The 25,144-nt window shown below is 71.9% G+C and carries 33 protein-coding genes; 11 read left to right on the plus strand and 22 right to left on the minus strand.

Going from position 1 to position 25,144, the window contains the following annotated elements; translation table 11 throughout:
- Nucleotides 1-15: 15 nt before the first annotated feature.
- The 8 genes from Psi01_RS32240 to Psi01_RS32270 all read right to left on the minus strand — a co-directional run bounded on the left by Psi01_RS32240 (nt 16) and on the right by Psi01_RS32270 (nt 8,234).
- Complete coding sequence (locus Psi01_RS32240; protein WP_204067909.1) at nt 16-1,050, minus strand: zinc-dependent dehydrogenase; 1,035 nt, start codon at nt 1,048-1,050, stop codon at nt 16-18.
- Nucleotides 1,047-1,499, minus strand: coding sequence for a PTS mannitol transporter subunit IIA (locus Psi01_RS32245; protein WP_204067910.1), 453 nt, complete (start codon nt 1,497-1,499; stop codon nt 1,047-1,049). The genes Psi01_RS32240 and Psi01_RS32245 overlap by 4 nt, the downstream gene beginning before the upstream one ends.
- Nucleotides 1,492-1,800: a PTS sugar transporter subunit IIBC family protein gene (locus Psi01_RS43645; RefSeq protein WP_239128180.1), complete on the minus strand. Its 309-nt coding sequence runs from the start codon at nt 1,798-1,800 to the stop codon at nt 1,492-1,494. Before Psi01_RS43645 ends, Psi01_RS32245 begins: the two co-directional genes overlap by 8 nt.
- Nucleotides 1,801-1,803: 3 nt before the next feature.
- Nucleotides 1,804-2,970: a mannitol-specific PTS transporter subunit IIC gene (gene mtlA / locus Psi01_RS32250; RefSeq protein WP_239128181.1), complete on the minus strand. Its 1,167-nt coding sequence runs from the start codon at nt 2,968-2,970 to the stop codon at nt 1,804-1,806.
- 68 nt (nt 2,971-3,038) lie between these two features.
- On the minus strand, nt 3,039-3,980 hold the full coding sequence (pfkB, locus tag Psi01_RS32255; protein ID WP_204067911.1) for a 1-phosphofructokinase: 942 nt from the start codon (nt 3,978-3,980) through the stop codon (nt 3,039-3,041).
- Complete coding sequence (locus tag Psi01_RS32260) at nt 3,977-4,738, minus strand: DeoR/GlpR family DNA-binding transcription regulator (protein WP_204067912.1); 762 nt, start codon at nt 4,736-4,738, stop codon at nt 3,977-3,979. The genes pfkB and Psi01_RS32260 overlap by 4 nt, the downstream gene beginning before the upstream one ends.
- Nucleotides 4,739-4,934: 196 nt before the next feature.
- Complete coding sequence (gene thrS / locus Psi01_RS32265) at nt 4,935-6,206, minus strand: threonine--tRNA ligase (protein ID WP_204067913.1); 1,272 nt, start codon at nt 6,204-6,206, stop codon at nt 4,935-4,937.
- A gap of 399 nt (nt 6,207-6,605) precedes the next feature.
- Complete coding sequence (locus Psi01_RS32270; RefSeq protein ID WP_204067914.1) at nt 6,606-8,234, minus strand: amidohydrolase family protein; 1,629 nt, start codon at nt 8,232-8,234, stop codon at nt 6,606-6,608.
- 177 nt (nt 8,235-8,411) lie between these two features.
- Between Psi01_RS32270 and Psi01_RS32275 the strand changes: the two genes are divergently transcribed.
- Nucleotides 8,412-9,308 (plus strand): NAD(P)/FAD-dependent oxidoreductase, encoded by an 897-nt coding sequence (locus Psi01_RS32275; protein WP_204067915.1) that lies wholly within the window; start codon nt 8,412-8,414, stop codon nt 9,306-9,308.
- A 55-nt stretch (nt 9,309-9,363) separates the two neighbouring features.
- Here Psi01_RS32275 and Psi01_RS32280 read toward each other — a convergent pair whose 3' ends face one another.
- The 3 genes from Psi01_RS32280 to Psi01_RS32290 all read right to left on the minus strand — a co-directional run bounded on the left by Psi01_RS32280 (nt 9,364) and on the right by Psi01_RS32290 (nt 11,173).
- Entirely contained in the window at nt 9,364-10,326 is a 963-nt protein-coding gene (locus Psi01_RS32280; RefSeq protein ID WP_204067916.1) for a helix-turn-helix transcriptional regulator, read from the minus strand.
- A gap of 94 nt (nt 10,327-10,420) precedes the next feature.
- Complete coding sequence (locus Psi01_RS32285) at nt 10,421-10,861, minus strand: type II toxin-antitoxin system PemK/MazF family toxin (RefSeq protein WP_204067917.1); 441 nt, start codon at nt 10,859-10,861, stop codon at nt 10,421-10,423.
- 81 nt (nt 10,862-10,942) lie between these two features.
- The gene (locus tag Psi01_RS32290; protein ID WP_204067918.1) at nt 10,943-11,173 is read right to left on the minus strand and encodes a DUF5302 domain-containing protein; all 231 of its coding nucleotides are present in this window, start codon (nt 11,171-11,173) and stop codon (nt 10,943-10,945) included.
- 558 nt (nt 11,174-11,731) lie between these two features.
- Between Psi01_RS32290 and Psi01_RS32295 the strand changes: the two genes are divergently transcribed.
- Entirely contained in the window at nt 11,732-11,968 is a 237-nt protein-coding gene (locus Psi01_RS32295; RefSeq protein WP_204067919.1) for an HGxxPAAW family protein, read from the plus strand.
- Nucleotides 11,969-11,997: 29 nt separating this feature from the next.
- Here Psi01_RS32295 and Psi01_RS32300 read toward each other — a convergent pair whose 3' ends face one another.
- Nucleotides 11,998-12,342, minus strand: coding sequence for an anti-sigma factor antagonist (locus Psi01_RS32300; RefSeq protein WP_204067920.1), 345 nt, complete (start codon nt 12,340-12,342; stop codon nt 11,998-12,000).
- Nucleotides 12,343-12,513: 171 nt separating this feature from the next.
- Between Psi01_RS32300 and Psi01_RS43650 the strand changes: the two genes are divergently transcribed.
- Entirely contained in the window at nt 12,514-12,876 is a 363-nt protein-coding gene (locus Psi01_RS43650) for a DUF2203 domain-containing protein (RefSeq protein ID WP_239128182.1), read from the plus strand.
- A gap of 35 nt (nt 12,877-12,911) precedes the next feature.
- Here Psi01_RS43650 and Psi01_RS32310 read toward each other — a convergent pair whose 3' ends face one another.
- A complete protein-coding gene (locus Psi01_RS32310) occupies nt 12,912-13,322 on the minus strand; it encodes an organic hydroperoxide resistance protein (RefSeq protein ID WP_204067922.1) in 411 nt (136 codons plus the stop codon).
- Nucleotides 13,323-13,410: 88 nt separating this feature from the next.
- On the opposite strand from Psi01_RS32310, the gene Psi01_RS32315 reads away from it, so the two are divergent.
- The 4 genes from Psi01_RS32315 to Psi01_RS32330 all read left to right on the plus strand — a co-directional run bounded on the left by Psi01_RS32315 (nt 13,411) and on the right by Psi01_RS32330 (nt 15,704).
- Nucleotides 13,411-13,854, plus strand: coding sequence for a MarR family winged helix-turn-helix transcriptional regulator (locus Psi01_RS32315; RefSeq protein WP_275424626.1), 444 nt, complete (start codon nt 13,411-13,413; stop codon nt 13,852-13,854).
- Nucleotides 13,851-14,207 (plus strand): MmcQ/YjbR family DNA-binding protein, encoded by a 357-nt coding sequence (locus tag Psi01_RS32320; RefSeq protein ID WP_204067924.1) that lies wholly within the window; start codon nt 13,851-13,853, stop codon nt 14,205-14,207. Before Psi01_RS32315 ends, Psi01_RS32320 begins: the two co-directional genes overlap by 4 nt.
- A gap of 236 nt (nt 14,208-14,443) precedes the next feature.
- A complete protein-coding gene (locus Psi01_RS32325; protein ID WP_204067925.1) occupies nt 14,444-14,902 on the plus strand; it encodes a GNAT family N-acetyltransferase in 459 nt (152 codons plus the stop codon).
- 415 nt (nt 14,903-15,317) lie between these two features.
- A complete protein-coding gene (locus Psi01_RS32330; protein ID WP_204067926.1) occupies nt 15,318-15,704 on the plus strand; it encodes a VOC family protein in 387 nt (128 codons plus the stop codon).
- 260 nt (nt 15,705-15,964) lie between these two features.
- Here Psi01_RS32330 and Psi01_RS32335 read toward each other — a convergent pair whose 3' ends face one another.
- Nucleotides 15,965-16,549, minus strand: a complete 585-nt coding sequence (locus Psi01_RS32335) for a dihydrofolate reductase family protein (RefSeq protein ID WP_204067927.1) — start codon at nt 16,547-16,549, stop codon at nt 15,965-15,967.
- Between the two features lie 65 nt (nt 16,550-16,614).
- Nucleotides 16,615-17,199, minus strand: coding sequence for a dihydrofolate reductase family protein (locus tag Psi01_RS32340; RefSeq protein WP_204067928.1), 585 nt, complete (start codon nt 17,197-17,199; stop codon nt 16,615-16,617).
- A 96-nt stretch (nt 17,200-17,295) separates the two neighbouring features.
- Between Psi01_RS32340 and Psi01_RS32345 the strand changes: the two genes are divergently transcribed.
- Nucleotides 17,296-17,781 (plus strand): winged helix-turn-helix transcriptional regulator, encoded by a 486-nt coding sequence (locus Psi01_RS32345; RefSeq protein ID WP_204067929.1) that lies wholly within the window; start codon nt 17,296-17,298, stop codon nt 17,779-17,781.
- Between the two features lie 89 nt (nt 17,782-17,870).
- Here the strand turns inward: Psi01_RS32345 and Psi01_RS32350 are convergent, their stop codons facing one another.
- Complete coding sequence (locus tag Psi01_RS32350) at nt 17,871-18,860, minus strand: GlxA family transcriptional regulator (RefSeq protein ID WP_204067930.1); 990 nt, start codon at nt 18,858-18,860, stop codon at nt 17,871-17,873.
- Between the two features lie 93 nt (nt 18,861-18,953).
- Here Psi01_RS32350 and Psi01_RS32355 point away from each other — a divergent pair, with 93 nt between their 5' ends.
- Together Psi01_RS32355 and Psi01_RS32360 are read left to right on the plus strand one after the other, a co-directional pair.
- Nucleotides 18,954-19,250, plus strand: a complete 297-nt coding sequence (locus Psi01_RS32355; RefSeq protein ID WP_204067931.1) for a putative quinol monooxygenase — start codon at nt 18,954-18,956, stop codon at nt 19,248-19,250.
- A 152-nt stretch (nt 19,251-19,402) separates the two neighbouring features.
- Nucleotides 19,403-19,918, plus strand: coding sequence for a PaaI family thioesterase (locus Psi01_RS32360; protein ID WP_204067932.1), 516 nt, complete (start codon nt 19,403-19,405; stop codon nt 19,916-19,918).
- A 21-nt stretch (nt 19,919-19,939) separates the two neighbouring features.
- Here Psi01_RS32360 and Psi01_RS32365 read toward each other — a convergent pair whose 3' ends face one another.
- A complete protein-coding gene (locus Psi01_RS32365; protein WP_204067981.1) occupies nt 19,940-20,881 on the minus strand; it encodes a D-alanyl-D-alanine carboxypeptidase family protein in 942 nt (313 codons plus the stop codon).
- Between the two features lie 122 nt (nt 20,882-21,003).
- A complete protein-coding gene (locus Psi01_RS32370) occupies nt 21,004-21,399 on the minus strand; it encodes a winged helix-turn-helix transcriptional regulator (protein WP_239128184.1) in 396 nt (131 codons plus the stop codon).
- A 90-nt stretch (nt 21,400-21,489) separates the two neighbouring features.
- On the opposite strand from Psi01_RS32370, the gene Psi01_RS32375 reads away from it, so the two are divergent.
- A complete protein-coding gene (locus Psi01_RS32375) occupies nt 21,490-22,095 on the plus strand; it encodes a carboxymuconolactone decarboxylase family protein (RefSeq protein WP_239128185.1) in 606 nt (201 codons plus the stop codon).
- Between the two features lie 24 nt (nt 22,096-22,119).
- Here the strand turns inward: Psi01_RS32375 and Psi01_RS32380 are convergent, their stop codons facing one another.
- The 4 genes from Psi01_RS32380 to Psi01_RS32395 form a co-directional block, all read right to left on the minus strand.
- A complete protein-coding gene (locus tag Psi01_RS32380) occupies nt 22,120-23,280 on the minus strand; it encodes a cation:proton antiporter (protein ID WP_204067934.1) in 1,161 nt (386 codons plus the stop codon).
- An 8-nt stretch (nt 23,281-23,288) separates the two neighbouring features.
- A complete protein-coding gene (locus Psi01_RS32385; protein WP_444980729.1) occupies nt 23,289-23,795 on the minus strand; it encodes a cation:proton antiporter regulatory subunit in 507 nt (168 codons plus the stop codon).
- Between the two features lie 107 nt (nt 23,796-23,902).
- A complete protein-coding gene (locus Psi01_RS32390; protein ID WP_204067935.1) occupies nt 23,903-24,472 on the minus strand; it encodes a dihydrofolate reductase family protein in 570 nt (189 codons plus the stop codon).
- A gap of 51 nt (nt 24,473-24,523) precedes the next feature.
- On the minus strand, nt 24,524-25,123 hold the full coding sequence (locus tag Psi01_RS32395) for an NADPH-dependent FMN reductase (protein WP_204067936.1): 600 nt from the start codon (nt 25,121-25,123) through the stop codon (nt 24,524-24,526).
- Nucleotides 25,124-25,144: the final 21 nt, after the last annotated feature.

Here is a 25,144-nt window from a genome sequence, read left to right on the forward strand (position 1 = left end):
AGGGATTCGGGGGGTTCAGGGTTCGACGGTGACCTTGATGGCCTCACCCCGGCTGACGATCCCGATCCCGTCCAGGACCTCCGGAAGCGGCAGCCGGTGGGTGATCAGATCGGAGACCGGGACCTCGCCGCCGGCGATCAGCTCCAGCGCCTGCGCGTTGTGCGCGGGGCTGGACCCGTTGGCGCCGACGATGGTCAGCTCCCGGTAATGCACCAGGTTGGAGTCGCAGCGGATGATCGGGTCGTCCTTGGGCAGGCCGCCGAAGAAGCTGATGCGTCCCTGGCGGGCCGCCATTCGAAGGGCCTGCTCCTGGGCCGCGCCGGAGGCGGCGGCGGTGACGACCACGTCGGCGCCCCGGCCCTCGGTCAGCTTGAGCACCTGCTCCACGGCCGAGTCGCCGCCCTCGGCGTGCACGGCCGCGTCCGGCCGGACGAGCGAGGCGGCCATCTCCAGCCGCTCGGCGTTGACGTCCAGCAGGAAGACCCGGGCCGCGCCGCGCGAGCGCGCCAGCCGTACGTGCAGGCAGCCGATGGGGCCCGATCCCATGATCACGACGTCGTCGCCCTGACCGACGCGGGCCAGCTCCTGGCCGTTGAGCACGCAGGCCAGCGGCTCGGCCACCGACGCCTCGGCGAACCCGACGCCGTCGGGGATGCGGTTGACGCCGTTCACGGCCAGGACCTTGGCGGGCACGACCATGTACTCGGCGAACCCGCCGTCGTAGTGGTAGCCCATCGACTCCTGGTTCGGGCAGACGGTCATCCGGCCCCGGCGGCACTCCCCGCACGTCCCGCAGGGGATCGCCGCGATCACCTGTACCCGGTCGCCCGGGGCCCAGCCCTCCGTCCCGTCGACGACCTCGCCGGCGATCTCGTGCCCCATGACCCTCGGCGGCCTGATGTGGTGGTGGCCGTGCTTGAAGATCTTGGCGTCGGTGCCGCAGGTCGAGCAGTTCCGCACGCGGATCTTGATCTCCCCGGGCCCGGCGACGGGCTCGGGGGCGTCCTCGACGCGGATGTCGCCGGGAGCGTGGAAACGGGCGACCTTCACTGGTCCTCCTGGGTCGGTTGCAGTAGCGAGAGCACCTCGGAGACCTCGTCGGCCTCGCGAAGGGCCCGGGCGCTGTCGGGGTCCATCAGGATCTGGGCGAGTTCGGACAGCAGCCGCACGTGGCCGTCGCCGCGGGCGGCGATGCCGACGCAGACCGTCACCCGCTCGCCGCCCCAGTCGACGCCTCCGGGGAAGCGCAGCACGCAGATCGCGTCGTGGCGGACCACGTCCTTGGCGGCGAGCGTGCCGTGCGGGATCGCCACCTCCTCGCCCACGTAGGTGGAGATCGAGCGCTCCCGCGCCAGCATGGCCTCGACGTAGGAGGGCTCGACCGCGCCGATCTCCACCAGCACCCGGCCGCACTGCGCGATGGCGTCGTCGCGGTCGGCGGCCGAGGCGTCCAGCCGTACGGCGCGCGGGTCCAGGGGAAGCGGTGCCGTCTCAGGCATCGACGGTCCCGCCCTTCTTGATCGTGTCGATCAGCCGGGTCACCGCCGGGTCGCCGATGAAGACCTGGAACGGGACCAGCACGACGCCCGGGGCCGAGGCCCTGGCCCGGTCGGCCAGGCCCGCGTGGCACAGCACGACGTCGGCGTCGCCGGGGATGGAGTTGACCGGGGTGTGCACCACCTCGACGCCCTCCCCCTTGAGCTGCTTGCGGACCTGGGAGGCGAGCATGACGCTGCTGCCCATCCCCGCGTCGCAGGCGATGACGATCTTGTGGATGTCCTTGCTCTCGATGCCGGCCATGGGTCAGGCCTCCTTTGTGACGGGCGGGGCGGCGGGCGGGGCGGCGGGTGTGGTGACGGACGCGGTGGCAGAGGAGTTCTCCTCGGCGGCCTCCTGCGCCGCGTCCTGCTCGGCCTCCTCCTTCTCGCCCCGGCCGAAGCCCAGCAGGAGCGCGGCGACGGCGAAGGAGACGACGGTGGCGACCAGGATTCCGGCGATGGAGGCGAGCCAGCCGCCCTTGGGGGTCACGGCCAGGTAGGCGAAGACGCTGCCGGGGGAGGGCGGGGCCACCAGGCCGGCGCCGGTGAGGAGGAAGGTGAAGACGCCCGCGGCGCCGCCGGCGATGACGGCCAGGATCAGGCGCGGCTTCATCAGGACGTACGGGAAGTAGATCTCGTGGATGCCGCCGAAGAAGTGGATGACCATCGCGGCAGGGGTGCTGGGACGCAGCATCCGGGGCCCGAAGAACATGAACGCCAGCAGCAGGCCGAGACCGGGGCCGGGGTTGGTCTCCAGCATGAACAGGATCGACTTGCCCTGCTCCGAGGCCTCGGCCACGCCCAGCGGGCTGAGCACGCCGTGGTTGATGGCGTTGTTGAGGAACAGGACCTTGGCCGGTTCGATCAGGACCGAGGCCAGCGGCAGCAGGCTGTGGGCCACCAGCCAGCCGACCGCCTCGCCCGCGGCCTTGGTCACCGCCTCGATGATCGGGCCGATGCCCCACACGCCCAGCAGCGCCACGCCGCCGCCGACGATGCCGGCGGTGAAGTTGTCCACCAGCATCTCGAAGCCGGCCTTGGTGCGGTCCTGGAGGAAGCCGTCGACCAGCTTCAGGATGTAGGCGGCCAGCGGGCCGATGATCATCGCGCCGAGGAACATCGGCACGTCCGCGCCGACGACCACGCCCATGGTGGCGACCGCGCCCACCACGGCCCCGCGCTGGCCGTGGACCATCCGCCCGCCGGTGTAACCGATCAGGACGGGCAGCAGGACCTTGACCATCGGCTCGACGAGGGCGGCCAGGCTCTCGTTGGGCAACCATCCCGTCGGGATGAACAGGGCGGTGATCAGACCCCAAGCGATGAACGCGCCGATGTTCGGCATGATCATGCCGGCGAGGTGCCCCCCGAAGCGCTGGATGGCGGCTCTCGCCCCTGTCCCCTGGACGGCGGGAGTGTAGTCGGTGGTCATCTAATGGTGCTCCTTCCGGGGTGACCGGCGGGTGGGAGCCGGTCGAGGGGGGTGGTGGTGCGCCGCTGTCAGCCCCCGGACCGCAGCGGCAGGGCCGGATCGGCTGTGGAGGTGCGGATGTGGTCGCGGCGGATGTCGGCCGGGCCGGGCATCCGGCTGCCGGGCAGGCCCACAGCGGCGGTGCCCCAGGCCAGGGCCTCGGCCAGCGCGACCTCGCCGCGGGCCCCGGCGGCCAGGAAGCCGGCGAGCATGGCGTCACCGGCTCCGACGGTGCTGCGCGGCTCGGCGACGGGGCCCTCGCCGTACCAGATCCCGTCGTCCTGGATCAGGACCGCGCCGTCGGCGCCGAGGCTGGCCAGGACCGTTCCCGCGCCCATGGCGCGCAGCCTGCCCGCCGCCTCGATCGCGTCGCCGAGCGTGGTGATCTTCATGCCGGTGGCCTCGGCCAGTTCCTCGCGGTTCGGCTTGACCAGGGCGGGCCGCGCGGGCAGCGCGGCCGTCAGCGCGGGCCCGCTGGTGTCGATCGCGACGAGGATCCCGGCGGCGGCGAAGCGGCGGCACAGCCGGGCGTAGAGGTCGGCCGGGACCCGCGGGGGCAGGCTGCCCGAGGCGACCACCCAGTCGGCCGAGCCGGCGGCGCCCAGCACCGCCTCGGCGACGGCGTCGAGCTCGGCCGCGGACAGCTCCGTGCCGGGCTCGTTGATCTTCGTGATCGTGCCGTCGGGTTCGGCGAGCGCGACGTTGGAGCGGGTCGGGCCGGTCACGGGGACGGTGACCATGTCGATGCCCTCGGCCGACAGCAGCCCGATGAGCCGCCCGCCCTCGTCACCGCCGAAGGGGACGATCGCGCAGGAGCGGATCCCGTTGGCCAGCAGCGCCCGGGAGACGTTGACCCCCTTGCCGCCGGGGTCGAGATGGGTGGCGGCGGCGCGGATGACCGCGCCGCGGGTCAGGGCGCCGACCTCGATGGTGCGGTCCAGGCTGGGGTTGAGGGTGAGCGTCACGATCATGCCCGGACCACCTCGGGCCCGGCGGCCGCGAGGTCGGCCGCCGTCAGCGCGTCCAGGCCGGTGTCGCTGATCACCATGTCGATCTCCGACAGGGTCGCGAACCGGGCCAGGTAGGTGTTGGTGAACTTGGTGTGGTCGGCCAGCAGCACGCTGCGCTGCGCCGCGCCGATCATGGCCCGCTTCATCGCCGCCTCGGCGGGGTCGGGCGTCGTCAGGCCCTTGGCCACCGAGCAGCCGTTGGTCGCCATGAAGGCCACGTCCACGTGGAGGCCGGCCAGCGGGCGCAGCGCCCAGTCGTCGACCGTGGCCAGCGTGCGCCCGCGGACCCGGCCGCCCAGCATGATGACGCTCAGGTTGGGACGGGCGGCCAGCACGGTGGCCAGGGGAGGGGAGTTGACGATGACCGTGAGCTCCCGGTCGGCGGGCAGGGCCTGCACCAGCCTGGCCGTCGTCGACCCGGCGTCGATGATGATCGACCCGTCCTCCGGCAGCTCGCCGAGGGCCGCCTTGGCGATGCGCTCCTTCTCCTGGGTCATCACCTCGTCCCGGGCGGCCAGGGCCGGCTCGAAGCCCAGCCGCTCCACCGGGATGGCGCCGCCGTGCACGCGGCGCAGCACGCCCGCGCGCTCGAGCGCGGTCAGGTCGCGCCGGACGGTCTCCGTGGTGACGGCGAACTCCTCCGCCAGCGTCACCACATCGACGCGCCCGGCCTCCCGTGCGCGTCGCAGGATCTCCTGCTGCCGCTCCTCGGCGTACATGGTGTTGATTCACCGCCGTTTCCGTTTGGTTTCACCTTTGTTTACACCCGAGTGTGTTGGAAAACAAGAGGTTCGACGCTTGTGGATGTGGCGATGTGATGTGCACGGGTACGGAGGCGCCGTGTCACCCGGGCATGGCGGCGTCATCGCACCCGGGCGCGGCGGCGCGATGTCACCCGGGCGCGGCGGCACGATGTCACCCGGGCGCGGCGGCCTCCCGCCCGACCAGCGCGACCGCCTCGGCGAGCGGGAGCGGCCCGCGCCGCGACCCGTCACGCAGGCGCAGCGCGACCAGCCCGGCCGCCGCCTCCCGCGGCCCGACCACCGCCTGGTACGGCACCAGCCTGTGATCGCGGACCCGGGCCCCGAGGGTGCCGCGCTCCGGCCCGGACAGCTCGGCCCGCAGCCCGGCCTCCTCGCACGAGCGCAGGAACTCCCCGGCCGCCGGGACCTCGGCCTCGGAGACCGGCAGCGCCACCACCTGGACCGGGGCCAGCCAGGCGGGGAACGCCCCGCCGTACACCTCGATCAGATGGGCCGCCAGCCGCTCCATGCTGCCGACCACGCTGCGGTGCACCATCACCGGCCGGCGCATGCGCTGGTCGGGGCCGATGTACTCCAGTCCGAAGCGGCCCGGCTGGAACAGGTCCACCTGCACGGTCGACAGGGTCGACTCGCGCCCGGACGGGTCGGTGAACTGTATGTCGATCTTCGGCCCGTAGAAGGCGCCCTCCCCCTCGGCCTCCTCGTACGGCAGGCCGCACTCCTCCAGCGCCTCGCGCAGGATCGCCTCGGCCCGTCCCCACATGGCCGGGTCGTCGATGTACTTGTCCCCGCCGCCGCGCAGCGAGAGCCGGTACCCGGAGGCGGCGATGCCCAGCGCCCGGTGCGCCCGCCCGATCAACGCCAGCGCCTCGGCCACCTCCCGGCCCGCGTCCTCCTCGGCGCAGAACACGTGACCGTCGTTGAGCTGGATGGCCCGCACCCGGGACAGCCCGCCGAGCACCCCCGACAGCTCGGCGCGGTGCATGCCGCCCAGCTCCGCCAGGCGCAGCGGCAGGTCCCGGTGGCTGCGCGGCCGGGAACGGAAGATCAGCGCGTGGTGCGGGCACAGGCTCGGGCGCAGCACGAACTCCTCGCCGCCGAGGACCATCGGCGGGAACATGTCCTGGCGGTAGTGCGCCCAGTGCCCGGATATCTCGTACAGCTCGCGTTTGCCCATGATGGGGGAGTGGACGTGCCGGTATCCGGCGCGCCGCTCGACCCGGTGGACGTAGTCCTCCACGGCGTGCCGTACGGCCGCGCCCGCCGGCAGCCAGAACGGCAGGCCCTTGCCGATGAGCGGGTCGGTGTCGAACAGGTCGAGCTCACGGCCCAGGCGACGGTGGTCGCGGGGATGGCCGGGCCGGTCGTCGGAGCGATCGGGCTGCTCGCCGGGGTGATCGGGATGATCGCGGTGGTCGTGCATGGCGGTCTCCTCGCTCGGGAAAAGGCGAGCGACCGAACGACGAAGCCCCGGGCGCTCGCCCGGGGCTTCGTTTCACGACAGATGTCAGCGCGCCGGGACGATCTCCGGCGTCGTCGTCACATCAGCGCGTCTCATGACGGCGACGGTAGCCGACCCTGCCGGGACGGCGCCACTGCTTTCCTTTCCGGCTGAGGAACCGGGTGCGGCACGACCGCGGAGGGAACGGCCGTTCGCCGGGGATGTGCCTGGATGTGCCGGGCTGATGGAGACAGGGCCGGCTCGAATATGACGACACTCTATGCCTGCTTGATATCGCAGGTCAGGGCATGTGTTGAAACAAGAGGCCCGGCCGGTCGCGCGCCGGTCGCGGAACCGGTAGCCCCCGGCCGGGCCGGCGGATCACGGGATGCGGGACTCCGCGGCCTCCCAGGTGCGCAGGTAGGCCTCGGCTCCGGCGGCCAGGTCCTGGACGATCCCATCGCCCGCGACGAGCCGGATGTCCTCGACCCAGTCGGGGATCAGGCCGTAGTGGGCGACCCCGTCGACGTTGACGTCCCAGACCCGCTCGCCGGTGCGCTGGCGCTCCAGCGTGACGGCCCCGTCGAAGGAGGTGAACGGGTAGGTCACCGGGTTGGCGGCGTTGCCCGGGCGGACCGGGGGCAGCGCGCCCAGGCCGTTGGCGTCCATGCCGAAGCCGTACCCGGGACGCCCGGTCTGCTGCCGCAGCGGCAGGCTCTCGCGCCAGGACGCGGCGTACGGCTCGGCGTGGTGGCTGCGGGCGGTGACCATCCCGCCCAGACGGTAGATCCGGCCCAGGTAGGACGGGTCGAGCCAGCTGTGGGAGGAGACCACGCCGGGATAGTTCCGCGCCTCCAGCAGGTCCAGGGCCTGGTCGGCGGCCTTGACGCTCATGTGGTCGATGTCAACGAGCATCCCGCGCCGCATCATGCCCTCGATCATGTAGGAACCCAGGCTCGTCAGCCCGCGGGTGTTGCAGTGCGGGGCGGCCGGATAGACCGGCAGCCCGATCCCGCGGGGGAAGAGCCTGGCGATCTCGGGCGGGAGCACGCCCGCCGGGTCGATCGTGTTGTCGTGCTCGGGCCCGGTGCAGGTCCGTGCGCTCCAGAACCTGCCGGTGGACAGGAAGTTGCCCAGGTTGACGATGACGCCCTGGGTGCCGGAGTCGAAGCGCACGCCGCACAGCGCGTTGTCGTACTTGTGGCAGACGAACATGGTGCGCACGCCCAGCGCGTGCATCTCGTCCAGGCCGCGGTCGATCTGCGCCCGCGTGCAGTGCGGGACCCCCAGGGTCTGACGACAGCCGAACGGCTCGGAGGTCTCCACGCCGAGGATCACCGCGAGCTTGCCCGCCGCGATCACCTGCCGGGCCTCGGCCGCGGAGCGCACGACCCGGAACCAGCCCTTCCCGGGGCCGCCTGCCCGGGCGTCGACGAAGTCCTGCATCTCGAAGGTGCGCTGCGCCTGCAGGCGCAGCGAGGCCATCTCACCGCAGGCGTTGCGCTTGAGCGGGTAGATCTCGCACAGCTGCCGGTTGGCGACCAGATGGTTGACCAGGACGCGCAGCCCGCCCCGCCAGGCCCGCTCCACCCAGCGGTGGTAGGTCTGCTGGTGGGTGAGCGAGTCGGAGGCCGGCCAGCTGCGGAAGGTCGGCCAGCCGACCGGGTCGTGGGTGCCGGTGGGGGAGCCGGTCCGGGTGAAGTTCTCGAACCAGGCCGCCTGGCCGTTCGGGAAGTGGTCGGGGCAGTCGACGAGGGCGTGGTCGATGCCGTCGGGGTCGAACGGCTTGCCGCACAGGAGCATTCCGCCGAACGCCTCGTACGACATCAGGTGCGTGTGCCCGTCGACGAAGCCGCGGGCGGGGTTCGCGCTTCCCGGCGGCTCGCCAGTGGTGTTGACCTCCGATTCCGGAGGGGCCGGGGCGGCGGTGGCGGGAGTGGCGAGGCCCGCCAGGGCGAGAACCCCGATCAGGGACAACGCGGCGGTGATGGATCCGGCGAGTTTGATCATGCTGCACCTCTGGTGCGCCGGGGGGATTTGATGACTTATGTTCCGTCCGGTCAACTCGCCGGTCAATAGAAATGTGAGCCCTACTCAAAAGTTTCCGCGGCCTCGCCGTGCCTTCTCGTCTGGCCGTACGGCTCCCGCGGAAGTGACGGTCGCCCGAGAGCGGGCAGGGAAGAGCTCATGCAGCACTATGACGTCGCGATCATCGGTGGCGGTCCCGCGGGACTGACGGCGGCCATGACGCTCAGCCGGTCCCTGCGCCGGGTGGTGGTCCTGGAGGCGCCGGAGCCGCCGCGCAACGCGGCCTCCCACGGGATGCACGGCATCGTCGGGCTGGACGGCGTGACTCATGACGAGTACCGCCGCCGGGCGTGGAAGGATCTGGCCGCCTACGGCATGGCCGAGTTGCGCGAGGCCCTCGTCGCCGACGTGGTGCCCGACGGGCGGGACGGGTTCGACCTGACGGTCGAGGACGGCGATCCGGTGTGGGCGCACCGGGTGCTGCTGGCCACGGGCATGGTCGACATCCACCCCGAGGTCGAGGGGTTCGCCGAGTGCTGGGGCAGGACGGTGATCCACTGCCCGCTCTGCACGGGCTGGGAGAACCGCGACCGGTCCTGGGGCGTGGTCACCTCCGATCCGGAGTTCGCCAAGACGGCGGACGCCGGGTTCGCCGCCTGGAGCGACAACGTGGTCGTCTTCGCCAACGGGAGGATGCCGGAGGGGGACCACGGGGTGGACGCGATCGAGGGCAGGATCCGCAGACTGCACCACGACGACGGGGACCTGTACGCGGTCGAGCTGGAGGACGGCGCGGTCGTCGCCCGCCAGACCCTGCTGTGGCAGCTCGACCAGCGGCCGGTTCCCCTGGTCGCCCGGCTCGTGGAGAACCTGGACCTGGCGGTGCAGGAGAACTGCTACCTCAAGATCGACGACGGCTACCGCACCAGCGTGCCCGGCATCTACGCGGCGGGGGACGTCGTCAGCATGGAACAGAGCGCGATGGAGTCGGCCGCCGCCGGCTCCGCCGCCGCCTTCCGGATCGTCAGCGACGGCACCGCACGCTGGGAACCCTGACCGGCCGCGGGGACCGTGACGGGCCGGTGCGGCGGCGGGTGCGGGACGGGGGCGGTCACATGGCCCGTACGGCGTGCAGGCAGCGGGCTGCCTGGGCGCGCAGGGCCTCGGCGAGTTCCGGCGGGCCCTCGACGAGGGTGAAGTCGGCGTCCACCGAGGTGATCATCCACACCAGCGCCGACGGGGTGTCGGCGCCGACGTGCAGCAGGCAGTTGCGCTCGTCGACGGCCTCGACCACGCCCATGCCCGGCCAGACCCTGTCGGCCACGCTCTCGGCGGGCTCGTGCAGGATGACGGTCGCCTGGACCGGCCAGGTCTGCGACGACAGCCGCCGCGACAGGTAGGCCGCGACGTCGCCCTCGGGCGGCTGCCTGGGGGCGAAGCGGGGACCGGTGGGCGTGCGGGGGGTCAGCCGGTCCACCCGGAAGGCGCGCCAGTCGTCGCGGTCGGTGTCCCAGGCGACGAGATACCAGTGCCGGCCGAAGCTGACCAGGCTGTGCGGCTCGACCGACCGGACCGTCTGACCGCCGCGCGGACTCGCGTAGTCGAAGCGCAGCCGCTCCCGGCGGCGGCAGGCGTCGGCGATCGTCATCAGCGTGTCCGGGCTGACCGCGGGCCCGTCGCCGCCGCCGACCCGGACGGTCGCCGTGTGCAGCGTGTTCACCCGGTGGCGCAGCCGGGAGGGCAGCACCTGTTCGAGTTTGCCCAGCGCCCGCAGCGAGGTCTCCTCGATCCCGGCGACCGAGCCGCCCGCCGCCGTGCGCAGCCCGACCGCCACGGCGACCGCCTCGTCGTCATCGAGCAGCAGCGGCGGCAGCGAGGCGCCCGCGCCCAGCCGGTAACCGGCGGCGCCCTGGGTCGCGTGCACCGGATAACCCAGCTCGCGCAGCCGTTCCACGTCCCTGCGGACCGTGCGCGCGGTGACGCCCAGCCGTTCGGCGAGCTCGGCGCCGGAGTGCTCGCGGCGGGTCTGCAGCAGCGACAGCAGTCTCAGCAGCCGTGCGGCGGTGTCGGTCATAACGTCAAGATTGCCGGATCTCCCGCCGTGACCGTCACTCTCGCCACCGGATCACTTCCGGCACCGGGCCGCTTCCGGCGCCGCGTTATGGGACTCAGCCGTCGGCGGCCCAGCCGTGGGTGGCCCGCAGGACGGCGGCGACGCGCAGGAAGCGGTCGCGGTCGAGGACGGCGCCCTCGCGGCGGATGTCGTCCTCGTCGAGCTCGAAGATCCGGTCGAGGCGGAGATAGGAGGGGCGGTTGTCCCGGTCCCAGCGGCCGGGGCCGAGTTCGAGCCACTCGTCGGGACGGTCGCCGCCGCGGCTGGAGAGCATCATCGCCAGCAACCTGCGCCGGTGGCGGCCCACGACCAGCAGGGGCCGGTCCTTGCCCCGCGCCGGATCCTCCTCGTAGGGGACCCACGCCCACACGATCTCGCCGGGATCGGCGAGCCCGTCCAGATCGGGGGAGTAGTTCAGGGTCGCCGCCCGGTCCACACGATGGACCTCCCGTACGGCGCCGCGAACGGGCCGCGGGTCCTCACCGAGATCGCGCACGCGGGAGAGCCTATGGCAGATCGCCCGCCTCTCCCAAGTCCCGGGACTCCGCGCGGCTCCCGGGACCTCGGGACGGCCGGCTCAGCCGCCGCTCTTGCGGCGGAAGGAGCGCTTGCCGCCGACGGGGCCGTGCGCGCCGTGGATCTTGGAGGAGCCCTTCCCCCGGCCGCCGGCGTTCATGTCCGTCTGGGCGAGCTTCTTGCGCTCCAGAGCCTCGCGGAACTTGCGCTTCAGCTCATCCTCGGAACTCGCGGACTCCGGTGCGACCTCGGCGTCCTCGAGACTTCCGGGCTCGGGCGTGACATCGGACATGCGGACCTCCTGATCCGGACGGGTCGTCCAACTCCGGCCAACCGGATCATCATCCTCTCACGCCCGAAATCGGATTTCGGACGGAGACGCGACGTCGGCCGGATGTCGGGTCTGCCCCTCGGCGGTCCGCTCCTCGACGGGCCCGCTGCGGAACATCGGTTCCTTGCTGACCGGTATGCGGGGCTCGGACCTCGTGGGCTGAATAGTAACCCGCGTCATGGTCGCCGTCAGAGGCCGCTGGGCCACACTCCGGCGCCGGGGATCGCCGGATTGTCCAGGCCCGATCCGGGTACGCTCTCCCCACTGTCGGAGCGGGGGGAGGCGATCGGCGGTGTCCGGCGGCGGCGCGGCGTCCGGTGCGGACGCGTCCTGATCGCGACTCGCACCCGCAAGGACGGGACCTGCGCGGCGAGGCGGATCGCGTACCGCCTACGATCGTGGAACGTCTGGACGTGGAACTCGCCGAGTCGCAGGATCTTCGCCAGGCGCCGACCCGCGTGATCGCCGCCGCGAGCAACGCGACCGAATGACCGATATTGAGAGGAACAGGGAGACGTCATGGCTGGAAGTCACGCAGGGAGCCCCAAGTCCTGGCTGGCGGTGATCGTCATCCTGGTGGGATTCACTCTCGGCGGCGTGGCGCTGTGCCTGGGCCCCAACTGGCCGCTGGTGTGGGCCGGAGCGGGCGTCATCGTGGTCGGAGGCGTGATCGCCCTGATCGTTGACATCTTCTCCGACGTGATCGTTGACGCGCCGCGCGTGCTCGGAGCCGAGAAGGTCCAGCGCAAGGGCTGAACCCCGGCCCCGGCGGCCCTCCGGCGGGCTCACACCTCCCGGAGGGCGTCCTCGACGGTCGGGGAGATCTCGAAGACGGGCCGCAGCCCGGTGATGGCCAGTATCCGCTCCAGAGTGCCGTGCACCCCGACCAGGACCAGTCGCGAGCCCAGGGCGCGGCTCTGCTGGAGGCTCCAGATCAGCTCGGCGACCCCGGCGGAGTCGCAGAAGGTGAGCGTGGTGAGGTCCATGACGACCGTCTGCGGCCCTCCCGCCCTCCAGACCCTGCTCATCTCGTTGCGGAAGACGGGAGCATGACCGTAGTCGAGCTCTCCGCTGACCTGGACGACGAGCGCCGTGCCGCGCAGGTCGGACGAGACGGTGAAGAAGGGCATGCTGAAGACTCCTCCGCCCGCGGGTGGCAGGGCGGGCTGTCTCAGTCCTACCAGGTATGCGCCTCCGATAGCGCCCGGGAGGTCGCAGGATCTCTCCGGTGGCCTCTGCCCCGGGCCCGCCGTGCGGGGCCGTACTCGGCGGTCGGGCCCGCGAGGCGCTACGGTTCAGGGGTGGACAGGGTCTTCACGGTCGACGAGGCCCGGGCGATGATGCCGGGCGTGCTGGAGCGGGCCGGCGATTTCGTGCGCATGCGCGGTGACCTGGCGGAACTCGTCCGAGAGCTGCGCGACCACGGTGAGTCGGAGCTCGGAGGGCTGCCGGAGGTCAAGGCGCTGGAGGCGCGCCTGGACGAGATCCTCGGCTGGTTCACCTCGAACGGCGTGGAGGTCAAGGGCGTCGCGCCGCTGCTGGTCGACTTCCCCGCGGTGTTCGACGGGGTGGCGGTGCGGCTGTGCTGGCTCGAGGGGGACCGCGACCTGGCCTGGTACCACCGTGACGACCTCGGCTTCGCCGGTCGCCGTCCCCTTCCCTGACCTGTCGGCTTCCCTGATCCCTCAGCCCGCCCGGCTCACTCGATCACCAGCTCGACGGGGATGTTGCCCCGCGTGGCGTTGGAGTACGGGCAGACCTGGTGGGCGGTCTCGACCAGGGAGGCGCCCGCCTCGCCCTGCAGGTCGTCGGGGAGCTCGACCCGCAACGTCACGGTGAGCCCGAACCCCGCCCCCCGGGCCCGCAGGCCGACCTCGGCGGTCACCGAGGCGTCGGAGACGTCCGCTCCCGCCCGCTTGGCGACCAGCTGGAGCGCGCTGGCGAAGCACGCCGCGTAACCCGCCGCGAACAGCTGCTCGGGGTTCGTGCCCTCGCCCGATCCGCCGAGCTCCTTCGGCGGGGCGAGCTTCACATCGAGCCTGCCGTCCGAGGACGCCGCCCGTCCCTCGCGGCCGGCGGCGGTGGCGATGGCGGTGTAGAGCGAGCTCATGAGAGAGGTTCCCCTTTCGGTTGCGTACATTTTGATTGTGCACAACTTAATTGGTCGCAGTCAAGCGCGTATACTTCCTCCTGTGAAGCTGCTGCTGGACAACCAGGTGTGCTTCGACGTGCACGCCGCCTCACGGGCGCTCGACGGCCTCTACCGCGCCCTGTTGCGCGATCTCGGCCTCACCTACCCCCAGTACCTGGCGATGATGGTGCTCTGGGAGCGCGAGCCGGTGACGGTCAAGGAGCTCGGCGCCGCCCTGCGCCTCGACTCCGGCACGCTCTCGCCGCTGCTCAAGAGACTGGAGGCCGCGGGTCTGGTCCGCCGCGAGCGCAGCGCCGCCGACGAGCGCTCGGTGCTCGTACGGCTGACGCCGGACGGGGCCGCGCTGAGTTCCAGGGCCGAACAGGTCCCCGACCGGCTGCTCGCGGCCACCGGCCTCGACGTGGAGGAGCTGGCGGCCTTCAGGGGCACCCTGCGCCGCCTGACCGCCGCCGTGGACGAGGCGGCCCTGGCGGTCCGGAGGGCGGAGTGACGGTCACCGCCGAGGACGTGCGCCGCGTGGCGACGGCCCTGCCCCGCACGGAGGAGAAGATCGTCAGGGACCGGGTGACCTTCCGCGTGGGCCGGATCGTCTACGTCGCGATCTCTCCCGACGAGACCTCCATGGGCTTCGCCTTCCCCAAGGAGGAACGGGCCGCCCTGGTCGCCGCCGAACCCGGCAAGTTCCACATGCCCCGCCCCTCCGACGAACGCTACAACTGGGTCCGTGTCTGGCTGACCGCCATCGACCCGGCCGAGATGACCGAACTCGTCCAGGAGGCCTGGCGCATGGCCGCCCCCAAACGCCTGGCCGCCGCCCACCTCGGCCCCGCGAACCCCCGCTGAGGCAGCGCCGCAACGATGGGGCACGTTTCCGGTGAGCCGGGTGTCGCCCACCCGCGATGCGCCTCCCCGGCCGGGCGGGTGCTGCCCACCCGGGCTGCGCCGTACGGCAGACGAGCCTGGCCGCCGCGCCGGCGCAGAGGCGACGAGGGGTGTCGCGAAAGGCGGGCCGGTTGACAAGCGGTGCGGGAGATCCATCCAGATGCGACTTACGAACCCAACCTCCTAGCCTCGACCTCATGAATGACCATGCATTCGTCCCCGATGACTTCGCCGTTCCCTCACACCTGGCCACCTCACAGTTCCGCCTGGAACCCCTGGGGCCTGAGCACAACGCTGCCGACCACGCTGCCTGGACCGGCAGCATCGAGCACATCCGTGCGACCCCGGGCTTCCTGGGCCGGGGATGGCCTCCCGCGGACGGCATGACCCCGGAGGCGAACCTCGCCGACCTGCAGCGCCATGCGAACAACTTCGCCCAGCGCCGCGGATTCACCTACACCGTCCTAGAGACGACCAGCGGCGAGGTGATCGGATGCGTCTACATCTATCCCTCCCGCAGCGACGACCACGACGCTGACGTGGCCTCCTGGGTCCGGGCCGACCGAGCCGAACTGGACTCGCCCTTGCATGAAGCCGTGACAGCCTGGCTGTCCGCGCATTGGCCCTTCGAGAGACTCAACCACCACCCGCGCTGAGACCGCGCCATCCCGCAGGCAACCCCATCGGCCTCTGCGAGACGCCTCGCATCCCACCGCCCGCCACCCGGCCGAACGCACCACCCGGCGAACGTTTCCGGTGCCTTTCAGAGCCCTATTCGCGGAGGGGGCCGACGAGGCAAGGGCGGCGCGCCGCGAGCCGGCGACCAGGCGGCCGCCGGGCAGGAGCGCTTCGGGGAGAACGTCGGCCTCCTGCTGCGCTACGACCCGAGCCCGGCCCTTCCCGGGAGGACCTCATCGGGAGCGGGGTTCGAACCGTCCCACGACGCGGCAGTTCGACCCTGATCGCTGTTGACGCCGCACCGGTCGGGGATGCGGCAGGCTGTCCTGTCACACCGATGTCGATGTGCTGCGGGCCTGCCGTACGGCTCCTCGGGTGCGTATCGTGCGGGCTGTGACGATCATCTCGCTCATGCTCGCCGTACCGGACGCCCCGGCGGCATCGGCCTGGTACCAGCGTGCGCTCGGCGCCACACAGCTGTGGAACCTCGGCTCGGTCATCGGCCTCGAGGTCCGCGGAGCGCCGTTGTTCCTGGCCCAGACGGAGAGCAACGGCTGGCAGACCCCCGCCGCGGCCGGCACCACCACGGTACGGGTCGAGGTGTTCGTGGACGATCCGGATGAGTTCGCCGACAGCGCCGCGGCCGCAGGCGCGAACTACCACGATCCGGTACGTGACCACGAGATGCCGTGGGGAACGCATAGGCAAGGCGGCTTCTTCGACCCGTTCGGGCATCTCTGGCTGGTCGGCGACAGGTCACCGCTCCACCGCCATCCCTGATCGCCGCCCTCGTCGGCCTGCCGCCGAGGACTGGCAGGCCGTCTTCGATCTCGTGCGTTCCAAGGGCTGGCGGAGGTCGTGGGCTCCGCGGACCCGTGGGTCGTCCCGTTCGTCGTGCAGTTGGTCGGCGAGTACGTCTTGGAGATCCTGGTCGTCATCCGCGATGAGCTTCGTGACGCCTGGGTGGGCGACACCCGGCCGGCCGCGGACGCGCTTCACGGGTGGGCTCACCCGCTCGGCCCGCACCGCCGTACCCGCTTTCAGGTTGAGGACTTACTCGGCCGGCGCGTCACGCGGTAGCGGAGGTAGACGACCTTCGAGTTGAAGGTGCGGGTCTCGAGGAGTTCGAGATCCACCCGGCGCTCGCGCTGGGGGAAGAACGGGATGCCACCGCCGACCAGCACCGGGTAGACCCTGGCCCGGTACTCGTCGATCAGGCCCAGCGCGGCCGCCTCGGCGGCGAGAGTCGCGCCGCCGATCGCGATGTCGCCCTCTCCCGGCCCGGCACGCAACCGCTCGATCTCCTCCGCCAGGCCGCCGGAGGCCAGGCGGGCGTTGCCCTGCACCTCCGACAGCGTGGTGGAGAACACCACCTCCGGGAGCGCCTTCCAGATCGCGGCGAACTCGCGCGTCGAGTAGCCGAGCGACGGGTCCCGGTCGGCGGTCTCCCAGTACAGCATGGTCTCGTACAGCCGTCGTCCCAGCAGGTGGACGCCGAGGTTGCGCACCTCGTCGGTGGCGAGGTCGAAGACCTCCTCGTCGGGTGCCGTCCAGTCGAAGGAGCCGTCCGGCCCGACGATGTAGCCGTCCAGCGACACGGCCATCGAGCAGGTCACGCTGCGCATCGGAAGTCCTCCTCGGTAGCGGGTGGCAGCGCTCTTCGGTAGCTCGGCTCAGGTCTGCGGCCCGGTCATCCCGGGGTGTTCCCGGCCGGGGGCTTCGCCGTCGTGACGGGCCGGTACCGTACGTCCACCTCCAAGGTGGGGTCGTCCACACCGAGCCGGTGGAGGTGGACCGGCTTGCCGCCGGGGTTGTCGTACAGCCGGATGCCCTCGCCGAGCAGGACCGGCGCGATGTGCAGGTCGATCTCGTCGATCAGCCCCAGTTCGAGGAGCTGGCGGCCGATGGTGGGCGACAGCACTTCGACGTTCTTCCCGCCCGCCGCCTCCAGCGCGATCCGCACCGCCTCGGCGGGGCCGCAGCTCAGGAACGTGACTCCCTCGGCGGGCGCGGCGTCCTCCGGGTGGTGGGTGAGCACGAAGACCGGCCCCTGCCAGGCGCCGCCGTACACGCCACTTGCGTCCGGATAGTGGTCCCAGCCGTCCCGGCCGCCCAGCACGGCGCCCGTGGTCGCGACGTACTCGTCGGTCAGGTTCGGGCGGAACGTGGTCTCGGACATCCAGTCCATCTCGTGGTCCGGCCCCGCCACGAATCCGTCCAGCGACATCGTGAAGTGCCAGAGCACCTTTCCGGCAGCGGTCTGCGGCTCGTTCATCCGGCGCCTCCTGCGATCTGCTTGCGGTTTGCAACCAGTGATCAACGCTAGGACAACTGGTGGTAGATTGCAACCGGTTCGGAAACGAGGTGTGGAATGGGGGACTCCGCGCGTTCCGGGTGTCCGATCAATGCCGCGGTCGAGGCGTTCGGCGACAGCTGGAGCCTGCTCGTGCTGCGGGATGTGATGTTCGGCAACCGGCGCCATTTCAGGGAACTGCTCGCCGGATCCGAGGAGGGGATCGCCTCCAACATCCTGGCCGACCGGCTGAAGAGGCTGGTGAAGGCCGGGCTGCTGACCCGGGAGGACGTGGGGCCGGGACGGCGGGCCGCCTACAGTCTGACCGAGGCGTCGATCCGGCTGGTGCCGGTCTTCGCCCAGCTCGGTGAGTGGGGGCTGCGCCACCGGCCGACCACGGAGCGGCTGCGGGTGCGGGCGGAGCTGCTGGCGGCCGGCGGGCCTGAGCTGTGGGACGAGTTCATGGCCGAGCTGCGCGTCGTCCATCTCGGCGAACCGGCGCCGGAACGGGACGGGCCGGGCGTCATGGAGCGCCTGGCCGCCGCCTACGCCGCCGCGCTCTGAGGTTTCTCGCGTGCGTCACTGTGTTCTGGGGTTCCTCGCGCGTCGCCGCGCTCCGGGACTCCTCGCTTGCCGCCGTGTTCCCGCGCTCCTCACGCGTCGTCCGGGCCGCCCTGCCCCCGTTCACCGCCGCGCAGGGCCGACACCGTGCTGGCGGTACGGCGGCGCAGCAGGACGCGCAGCGTGTTGGCGTGCTCGTAACCGACCCTGCGGGCGATGGCCTCCAGGGGGAGATCCGTGGTGCGCAGCAGGTGGCGGGCCTGTTCCACGCGCAGATCCTGGACGAACTGCACGGGTGAGACGCCCAGAACGCGGCGCACGGTCCGCTGGAGAGTGCGCTCGCTGACGCCGGCCGCGCGGGCGGCCTCGGTGACGCTGAACGGCTGCTCCAGGCGGGCCCGGACCCAGCGTTCGAAGGCCGCCACGGTCGGGTCGCTCTGGGCGAGCGCGCCGGCGATGGTGTAGGCCGACTGGGACGGCCGCTCGTCGATCACCAGATAGCGGGCGATGAGATCGGCCAGGTGGGGACTGCTCGCCCGCACGACCGCCAGGGCCAGATCGACGTGCCCGAAGGCGGCGCCCGCCGTCATCACGCCGTCGGAGGTGATCACCATGCGGGTCTGGTCCAGCGTGACCTTCGGGTAGCGGGCGCGGAAGTACGGCGCCAGCCACCAGCTGGTGGTCGCCCGCCGTCCGTCGAGCACCCCGGACTCGGCCAGCAGGAAGGTGCCCGTGCAGGCCGAGGCGATCCGGATCCCCCGCTGACGGGCATCGGCCGCCAGGCGCCGTACCTTCCCCGCGGCGGGGCTCGAGACGTGGGCGAGGAGGGACTCGGGCTCGCGCTCGGCGAGGGCGGGGACGAGCAGCAGGTCGGCCTGCTCGGCCCGGTCGGCGGGGTCGCAGGAGACCAGATGCCCGGCACCGGTACGGATCCGGCGGCGGAAGCCGACCGTGACGACCTCCCAGGCCGGCGGGGGCTGCGGAAGCTGTCCGCGCATCGCGTTGGCTCCCTGCAGGACGTCCAGGATCGCCGAGAGTCCGGAATCGAACACGCCGTCGTATGCCAGCACAGCTACCTTCATGCCGGAAACGCTATCAATAACGTCGTTTCCGCCACTGGGGATCGCTCCGGGCGCGGCGCTAGGTTGCTTCTGCACCGAGACGAGGAGGTCACGATGAAGATCGGTCTGCTGGCCCGGATAGAGGCCAAGCCGGAGTACGCCGACAAGGTCGAGGCGATGCTGCGCGACGCGGTGCAGCTGGCCGCCGAGGAGGACCACACCCTCACCTGGTTCGCCTTCCGGGAGAACGACACCACCTTCGGGGTCTTCGACACCTTCGCCGACGAGGAGGGACGGCAGGGTCATCTGCGGGGCCGGATCGCCGCGGCGCTGATGGAGGCGGCGCCGACCATGCTCAGCGCGCCGCCGGACATCCGCCCGGTGGACCTGCTGGCGGTCAAGCTGCCCTGAGCCGGATCCGGTACGGCGGGCGGGGTCTCGCCCGCCGGCGCCCCCGGGACGCCTCTGAGGCGTTCAGGGCTTCTGGGACGCCCCTGAAGGCGTTTTCCGCACGACATCGATCTCCGTACGACACCGAGAAGAAAGCCGAGAAGAAAGCAGCCATGACGCAGACCCCCGCGACCGGCTCACGTACCCGCACCCACACCTGGGCCCCGCCGACCTCCTACGCCGACGCGGGCACCTCATCCGGGCTCGAACTGCTGAGACTCAGCCTGGAAGGGCGCCTCCCCACCGCGCCGATCTGCGGCACGCTCGGCTTCCGGCTCGTCGACGTCGAGGAGGGCCGGGCGGTCTTCGAGGGAGAGCCCGGCGAGCATCTCTACAACCCCATGGGCACGGTGCACGGCGGCTTCACGGCCACCCTGCTCGACTCCGCGCTCGGCAGCGCGGTCATGTCGGCGCTGCCCGCCGGCCGGGCGTACACCACCATCCAGCTCAACGTGAACCTGCTGCGCCCGGTCTTCGGCGACACCCCGACTCTGCGCTGCGAGGCCACGGCCGTCCACGTGGGCCGTACCACCGCGACCGCCGAGGCCCGGGTGACCGGCGCCGCCGACGGCAGGCTGTACGCGCACGGCACCGCGACATGCGCGGTCTTCGCCCTGCCGGGGGCGTGAGGGACGGGACGGGCGCGGCGGTCAGGAGGTCGCGCTGCGGTAGAGGTCCCTGGCCAGGATGGTGGTGCGCTGAGTGGAGCGCTGCCAGCCGGTCCCGGCGGGGTGGGCGGTGAGCAGCACCATGATCCACCGCTCCCTCGGGCCGACCAGGCCGGTGGTGTGCAGCACCGGGCGGCCCAGGTCCGGGACGGGCGCCGCGGCGCGGGCGGCCGGGGCGAGGGCGAACCCCGCCGCAGTGAAGCCGGTGGCCGAAGTAGCGGAGCCGGTGGCCGGGGTGGCGGAGCCTGCGGGGGACGCGGCGAAGGCGGTGGGGGAGGTGCGGGTGCAGCGGACCGGGGGCGTGGAGCCGTACCCCGACCAGCCCTGCTTGACCGCCCAGGGGCCGGGCACCCCGCGCGGGATGCCGAAGAACTGGTCGAAGCCGTCGGAACCGCACTGGCCGGCCTTGCGCAGGTGGCCGAGGACGAGCCGGCCGACCCGGGGGTCGGCGCGGTCGAGCAGGTAGCGGTAGGTCCTGACGACGTCCAGCGCGCTGAGCGAGGTGTAGCCCCAGAAGCCCGGCTTGTCGGCGGGCGGGGGAGCCGTGTCGGTCAGGCCCAGCTTGCGCGCCGTCCGCTTGATGATCCTCCTCTGGCCGCCCCGGTTCCAGAACGCGGTCGCGGCGTCGTCGTCGCTGACCCGGAGCATGACCTTGAGCAGCTTCTGGTCGCGCGCGGGCACGGTCGCGTGGGACTCCAGATAGTCGATCGCGATCAGGAGCTTCACCACCGAGGCGGACCTGAACTTCCGGTGCGCGGACCGGTGGGCGACGATCTTCCCCGTCTGCCGGTCGAAGACCACGTATCCGGCGGCCGTGCCCGCCGGGACGCGCGGTTGACCCGGCTGACCCGGCGGGGCGGCGGCCGGGGCCGGGGTCGCGGCGAGGACGAGGGCCGCCGCTGCCGGGACGGCGAGGAATCTCATCACCCGCCCATGCCTACCAGATCCGGGCGGTGCGGAGGGGCCGGTCGCCGGCTTCCGGAGCGTACGGCCGGCGCGGTGGTCCTGCGGGTCGCCCGATCCGTCCGGCTCTCCGGGGCGCCCGTTCAGCGGACATCGCCCGGTTCGCCGGCATCCTCCGCGTCGACGCAGGCGCCCGGACCCTCGGCTCCGTCATCGGGGGCGTCAAGGGCGGCGACCCAGCGCCGGGCCCACCGGTCCAGGGGGCGGATGGCCTCGCCGAGCTCCCGGCCCGCCGGGGTGAGCTCGTAGCGGCCGTCGTCGGTGCGCCGCACGAGGCGGTTCTCCTCGAGCTCCAGCAGCCGCTGGCGCAGGACGCTGGAGGACATCCCGTCGCAGCGCTCCTGGAGCGACCGGAAGCCCGCGGGCGCCTCACGCAGCTCCCACAGGACGCGCAGGCTCCAGCGCCGGCCCAGCAGGTCCAGCGCGACCATGATCGGACGTCCGGTGGTCGATCCCCGTACGGGTCCTGGCCGGTTCACGGCACCCCCTTGCGCTTCGATTTCCGAATCGATACCGTCGCCATCACAGCGCTTCTGAAATAGAAGCATACGGGAGAGCAGGAGGCTGTGATGGCCCGCATCGAACCGCTCGCCGAGCCGTATCCCCAGCAGGAGGGCGCGCTGCTGCGCGCGATGATGCCGCCGGGGGTCGAGCCGATCGCGCTGTTCCGGGTGCTGGCCCGCAACCCGAAGTTGACGCGGGCCATGCACGGGTGGGGCTCCTACGAGCTGGGCCGGGAGCTGAGCGTGGGGCTGCGGGAACGCGAGATCGTGATCCTGCGCACCTGCGCGGCCTGCGGGTGCGAGTACGAGTGGGGCGTGCACGTCGCCTTCTTCGGCGGCAGGGCCGGGCTGACCCCGGCCCAGATCGCCTCGCTGACCTCGGGGGAGGCCGGCGACCCCTGCTGGGACGACGAGGGCGAGCGGCTGCTGATCCGGGCCGTCGACGCCCTCCACCGCGACGGGGACATCGGCGAGGAGCTGTGGTCCCGGCTGGCGGCCCGCTTCACCGAGCCCCAGCTCCTCGACGTCGTGGTCCTGTGCGGGTGGTACCACGCGATCAGCTTCCTGGCCCGCACCCTGCGCCTGGAACGGGAACCGGGCGCCCCCGCCTTCGCGGACGTCGCGCCCGGTGCCGTCCCCGTCGGCGGCGCGCCGCGTACGGCCGCGTCGTGAGCGCGGCCGTACGGCGGGGGCCGGTCAGGCGCGCTTGGCGATGGCGGTGATGAACGGCTGGACCAGGCGGGCGGCCAGCGGGCCGAACGCGGCCAGGAGGAGCACGTAGGCGGCGGCCAGCGGGCCCAGGTCGGGGTGGGCGCCGGCGGCGACCGCCAGCCCGGCGATGACGATGTTGAACTCGCCGCGCGGGATGAGCGCGATGCCGGCCCGGGCCCGGCCGGCCCGGCCGATGCCCGCCCGCCGGGCGGCGTACACGCCGGTCAGCAGCTTGGTGACCATGCTGATCAGGGCCAGCGCAGCGGCGAGCCCGGCCACGGGCAGGATCTTCGCCGGGTCGGTCTGCAGGCCGAAGAAGACGAAGAAGACCGCGGCGAACAGGTCGCGCAGCGGGGCCAGCAGCGCCTGGGTCTCGTGGGCCAGCTCCCCTGACAGGGCGATGCCCACCAGGAACGCCCCCACCGCGGCCGAGACCTGCAACTGCTGGGCGGCCCCGGCCACCAGCAGGGCCAGGCCGACCACCTTCAGCAGCAGCACCTCGGAGTTGGGGCTGGAGACGAACGCCTCGATGAAGCGCCCGAAGCGCAGCGCCACCAGCAGCACCACGCTGACGGTGGCCAGCGCGATGCCCACGGTGGCCGCGCCACCGGCGAAGCTGAGACCGGCCAGCATGGCGGTCAGCACCGGCAGGTAGATCGCCATGGTCAGGTCCTCGAAGACCAGCAGCGACAGCACCACCGGGGTCTCGCGGTTACCGATCCAGCCCAGGTCGGACAGGACCTTGGCGGTGATGCCCGAGGAGGTGGCGTAGGTGACCCCGGCCATGGCCACGGCGGCGACCGGTCCCCAGCCCAGCAGCAGCGCGCAGATCGCGCCGGGCGCGGCGTTGAGCACCAGGTCCACCAGGCCGGCCGGGGCGTTGCTCTTCAGACTGGTCACCAGCTCGTCGGCGTTGTACTCCAGGCCGAGGGTGAGCAGCAGCAGGACGACGCCGATCTCGGCGCCGGTGGCGATGAACTCCTCACTGGTGGCCAGGGGGACGATGCCGCCGGTGCCGAAGGCCAGTCCGGCCAGCAGGTAGAGGGGGATGGGCGAGATGCCGACGCGCAGCGCCAGCGCCCCGAGAATGCCGAGCCCGAGCAGGACGGCGCCGAACTCGAGAAAAAGAATTGCAGTGTGGTGCACCCGCCGGCCTAACCGTGAGAGAAGATGTCGGCGACGGCGGCGGTGCTCTCCGGGCTGCCCACGACGACCACGATGTCGTCTCCGGTCAGGACGAACTCCGGGCCGGGGCTGGCGACGACCTGACCGGAGCGGACCACGGCCACGATGGAGGCGCCGGTGCGGGTGCGCACCCGCGCGTCCCCCATCGGGCGTCCGTCGTAGCGCGAGCCGGACGGGATCGGCAGCTGCAGGCTGACCAGTCCCTCGACGTCCCGGTGCAGGGCGTTGAGGCGCTGCACGATGCGCGGGGCGCCGAGCAGCTCCACCAGCGCGTCGGCTTCCTCGTCGTTCAGCTTCACGGTCTCGCAGGCGCGGTCGGGATCGTCGGCATCGTAGATCACCAGATCGCGGCGGCCGGTACGGTGTGAGACGATCCCGATCCTTCGCCCGGAGCGCGTCGTGAACTCATGCCGCAATCCGATCCCCGGAAGCACCGTCTGCTCGACTTCCACCGCGCTGATCCTCCACTCGTACACGTACGTTCGTCCTCCCCAGAACCTATAACGGGAGGCCGACGGACGCCGAGGCGCCTGCCGGGAGCGGCGTTCCGCTCCCGGCAGGCGCCTCGGTGCGAGCCCGGTGATCAGCCGGCGGACGCCGGGGCCGGGCTCGTCTTGACCGGCCGGTAGGTCAGGAGGACGGTTCCCGACTCGAACGTCTTGTTGTCGACGAGTTCCATGGTCGCCTCCGTGCCCTCGCGGAACAGGGGCTGCCCGCCGCCCTTGACGACCGGGTAGATCCAGATCTTGTACTCGTCGAGCAACCCGTGCTCGGCGAGCGTGTCGGTGAGCCGGCCGCAGCCCCAGATCATGATGTCCCCGCCGGGCTGCTGCTTGAGCCGGTTCACCTCGGCGAGCAGGTCGTCCCCGTGGATGACGCTCGAGTTGTTCCAGTCGGTCTCCTGCAGGGTGGAGGAGACCGCGTACTTGGTCATGGCGTTGACCTTGTCGGAGTAGGGGTCGCCCGACATGGAGGGCCACGCCTGGGCCATGCCCTCGAAGGTGACCCGGCCGAGCAGGAGGATGTCGCTGCCCAGCAGGAGATCGAGAGAGTACTTCTGGGACTCCGCGTCGGAGTACGACAGGGCCCACAGGTGCGGGTCGTCGATGAAGCCGTCGAGCGTCGCGAAGGTCGAAGCGATGATCTTCCTCATTGTTTCCTCCGGTGTTCGATCATGTGGTGAAGCAGGTGAAGTAAGAGGTGTTCAGACCTTGTAGGGCTGCCTGACCCGGGCCTCCCGCAGAGCGCGAGCCCACCAGGTCAGCCGGTCGAGCGCGGCCGCGGCCTCGTCGTTGCATGGAGCGGAGGCCTTGGGCCAGCTGCCGTCGGCTGCGAACAGCTCCCAGTAACGTGGCAGGACGACGGCGTCGCAGATCGCCACGGCATGCAGTTCTGTGAAGATTTGGCGCAACTGGCCGACGGCGTGCAGGCCGCCCGACTCCCTGCCGTAGGCGACGAAGGTGACGGGCTTGGCGTGCCACTCCTCGTAGTACCAGTCGATGGCCGTCTTGAGCGGAGCGGGAAAGCTCCGGTTGTACTCGGGTGTGACGACCGCGAAGGCGTCGGCTGCGGTCAGCCGCGGCGCCAGGTCCCGCACCCGCTGTGGGAGGGGTTCGTCCTGATCGGTAAGGGTCTGCGGCAGATCCGCCTCGGCCAGGTCGATCAGGTCCACCTCCAGGTCGGCCCGCCTGCGGGCCCTGGCGGTGAACCAGTCGGCGACCGTGGGGCCGAACCGGCCGTTGCGGGTACTGGCGATGATGACCGCCAGCCGCAGCCGCCCGTCCTCCGGCGTCTGTCCGCACATCCGTTCCGCCTCCTTCGCGAC

This window comes from Paraplanobispora siamensis, from assembly GCF_016863175.1.
GTDB lineage: Bacteria > Actinomycetota > Actinomycetes > Streptosporangiales > Streptosporangiaceae > Planobispora > Planobispora siamensis.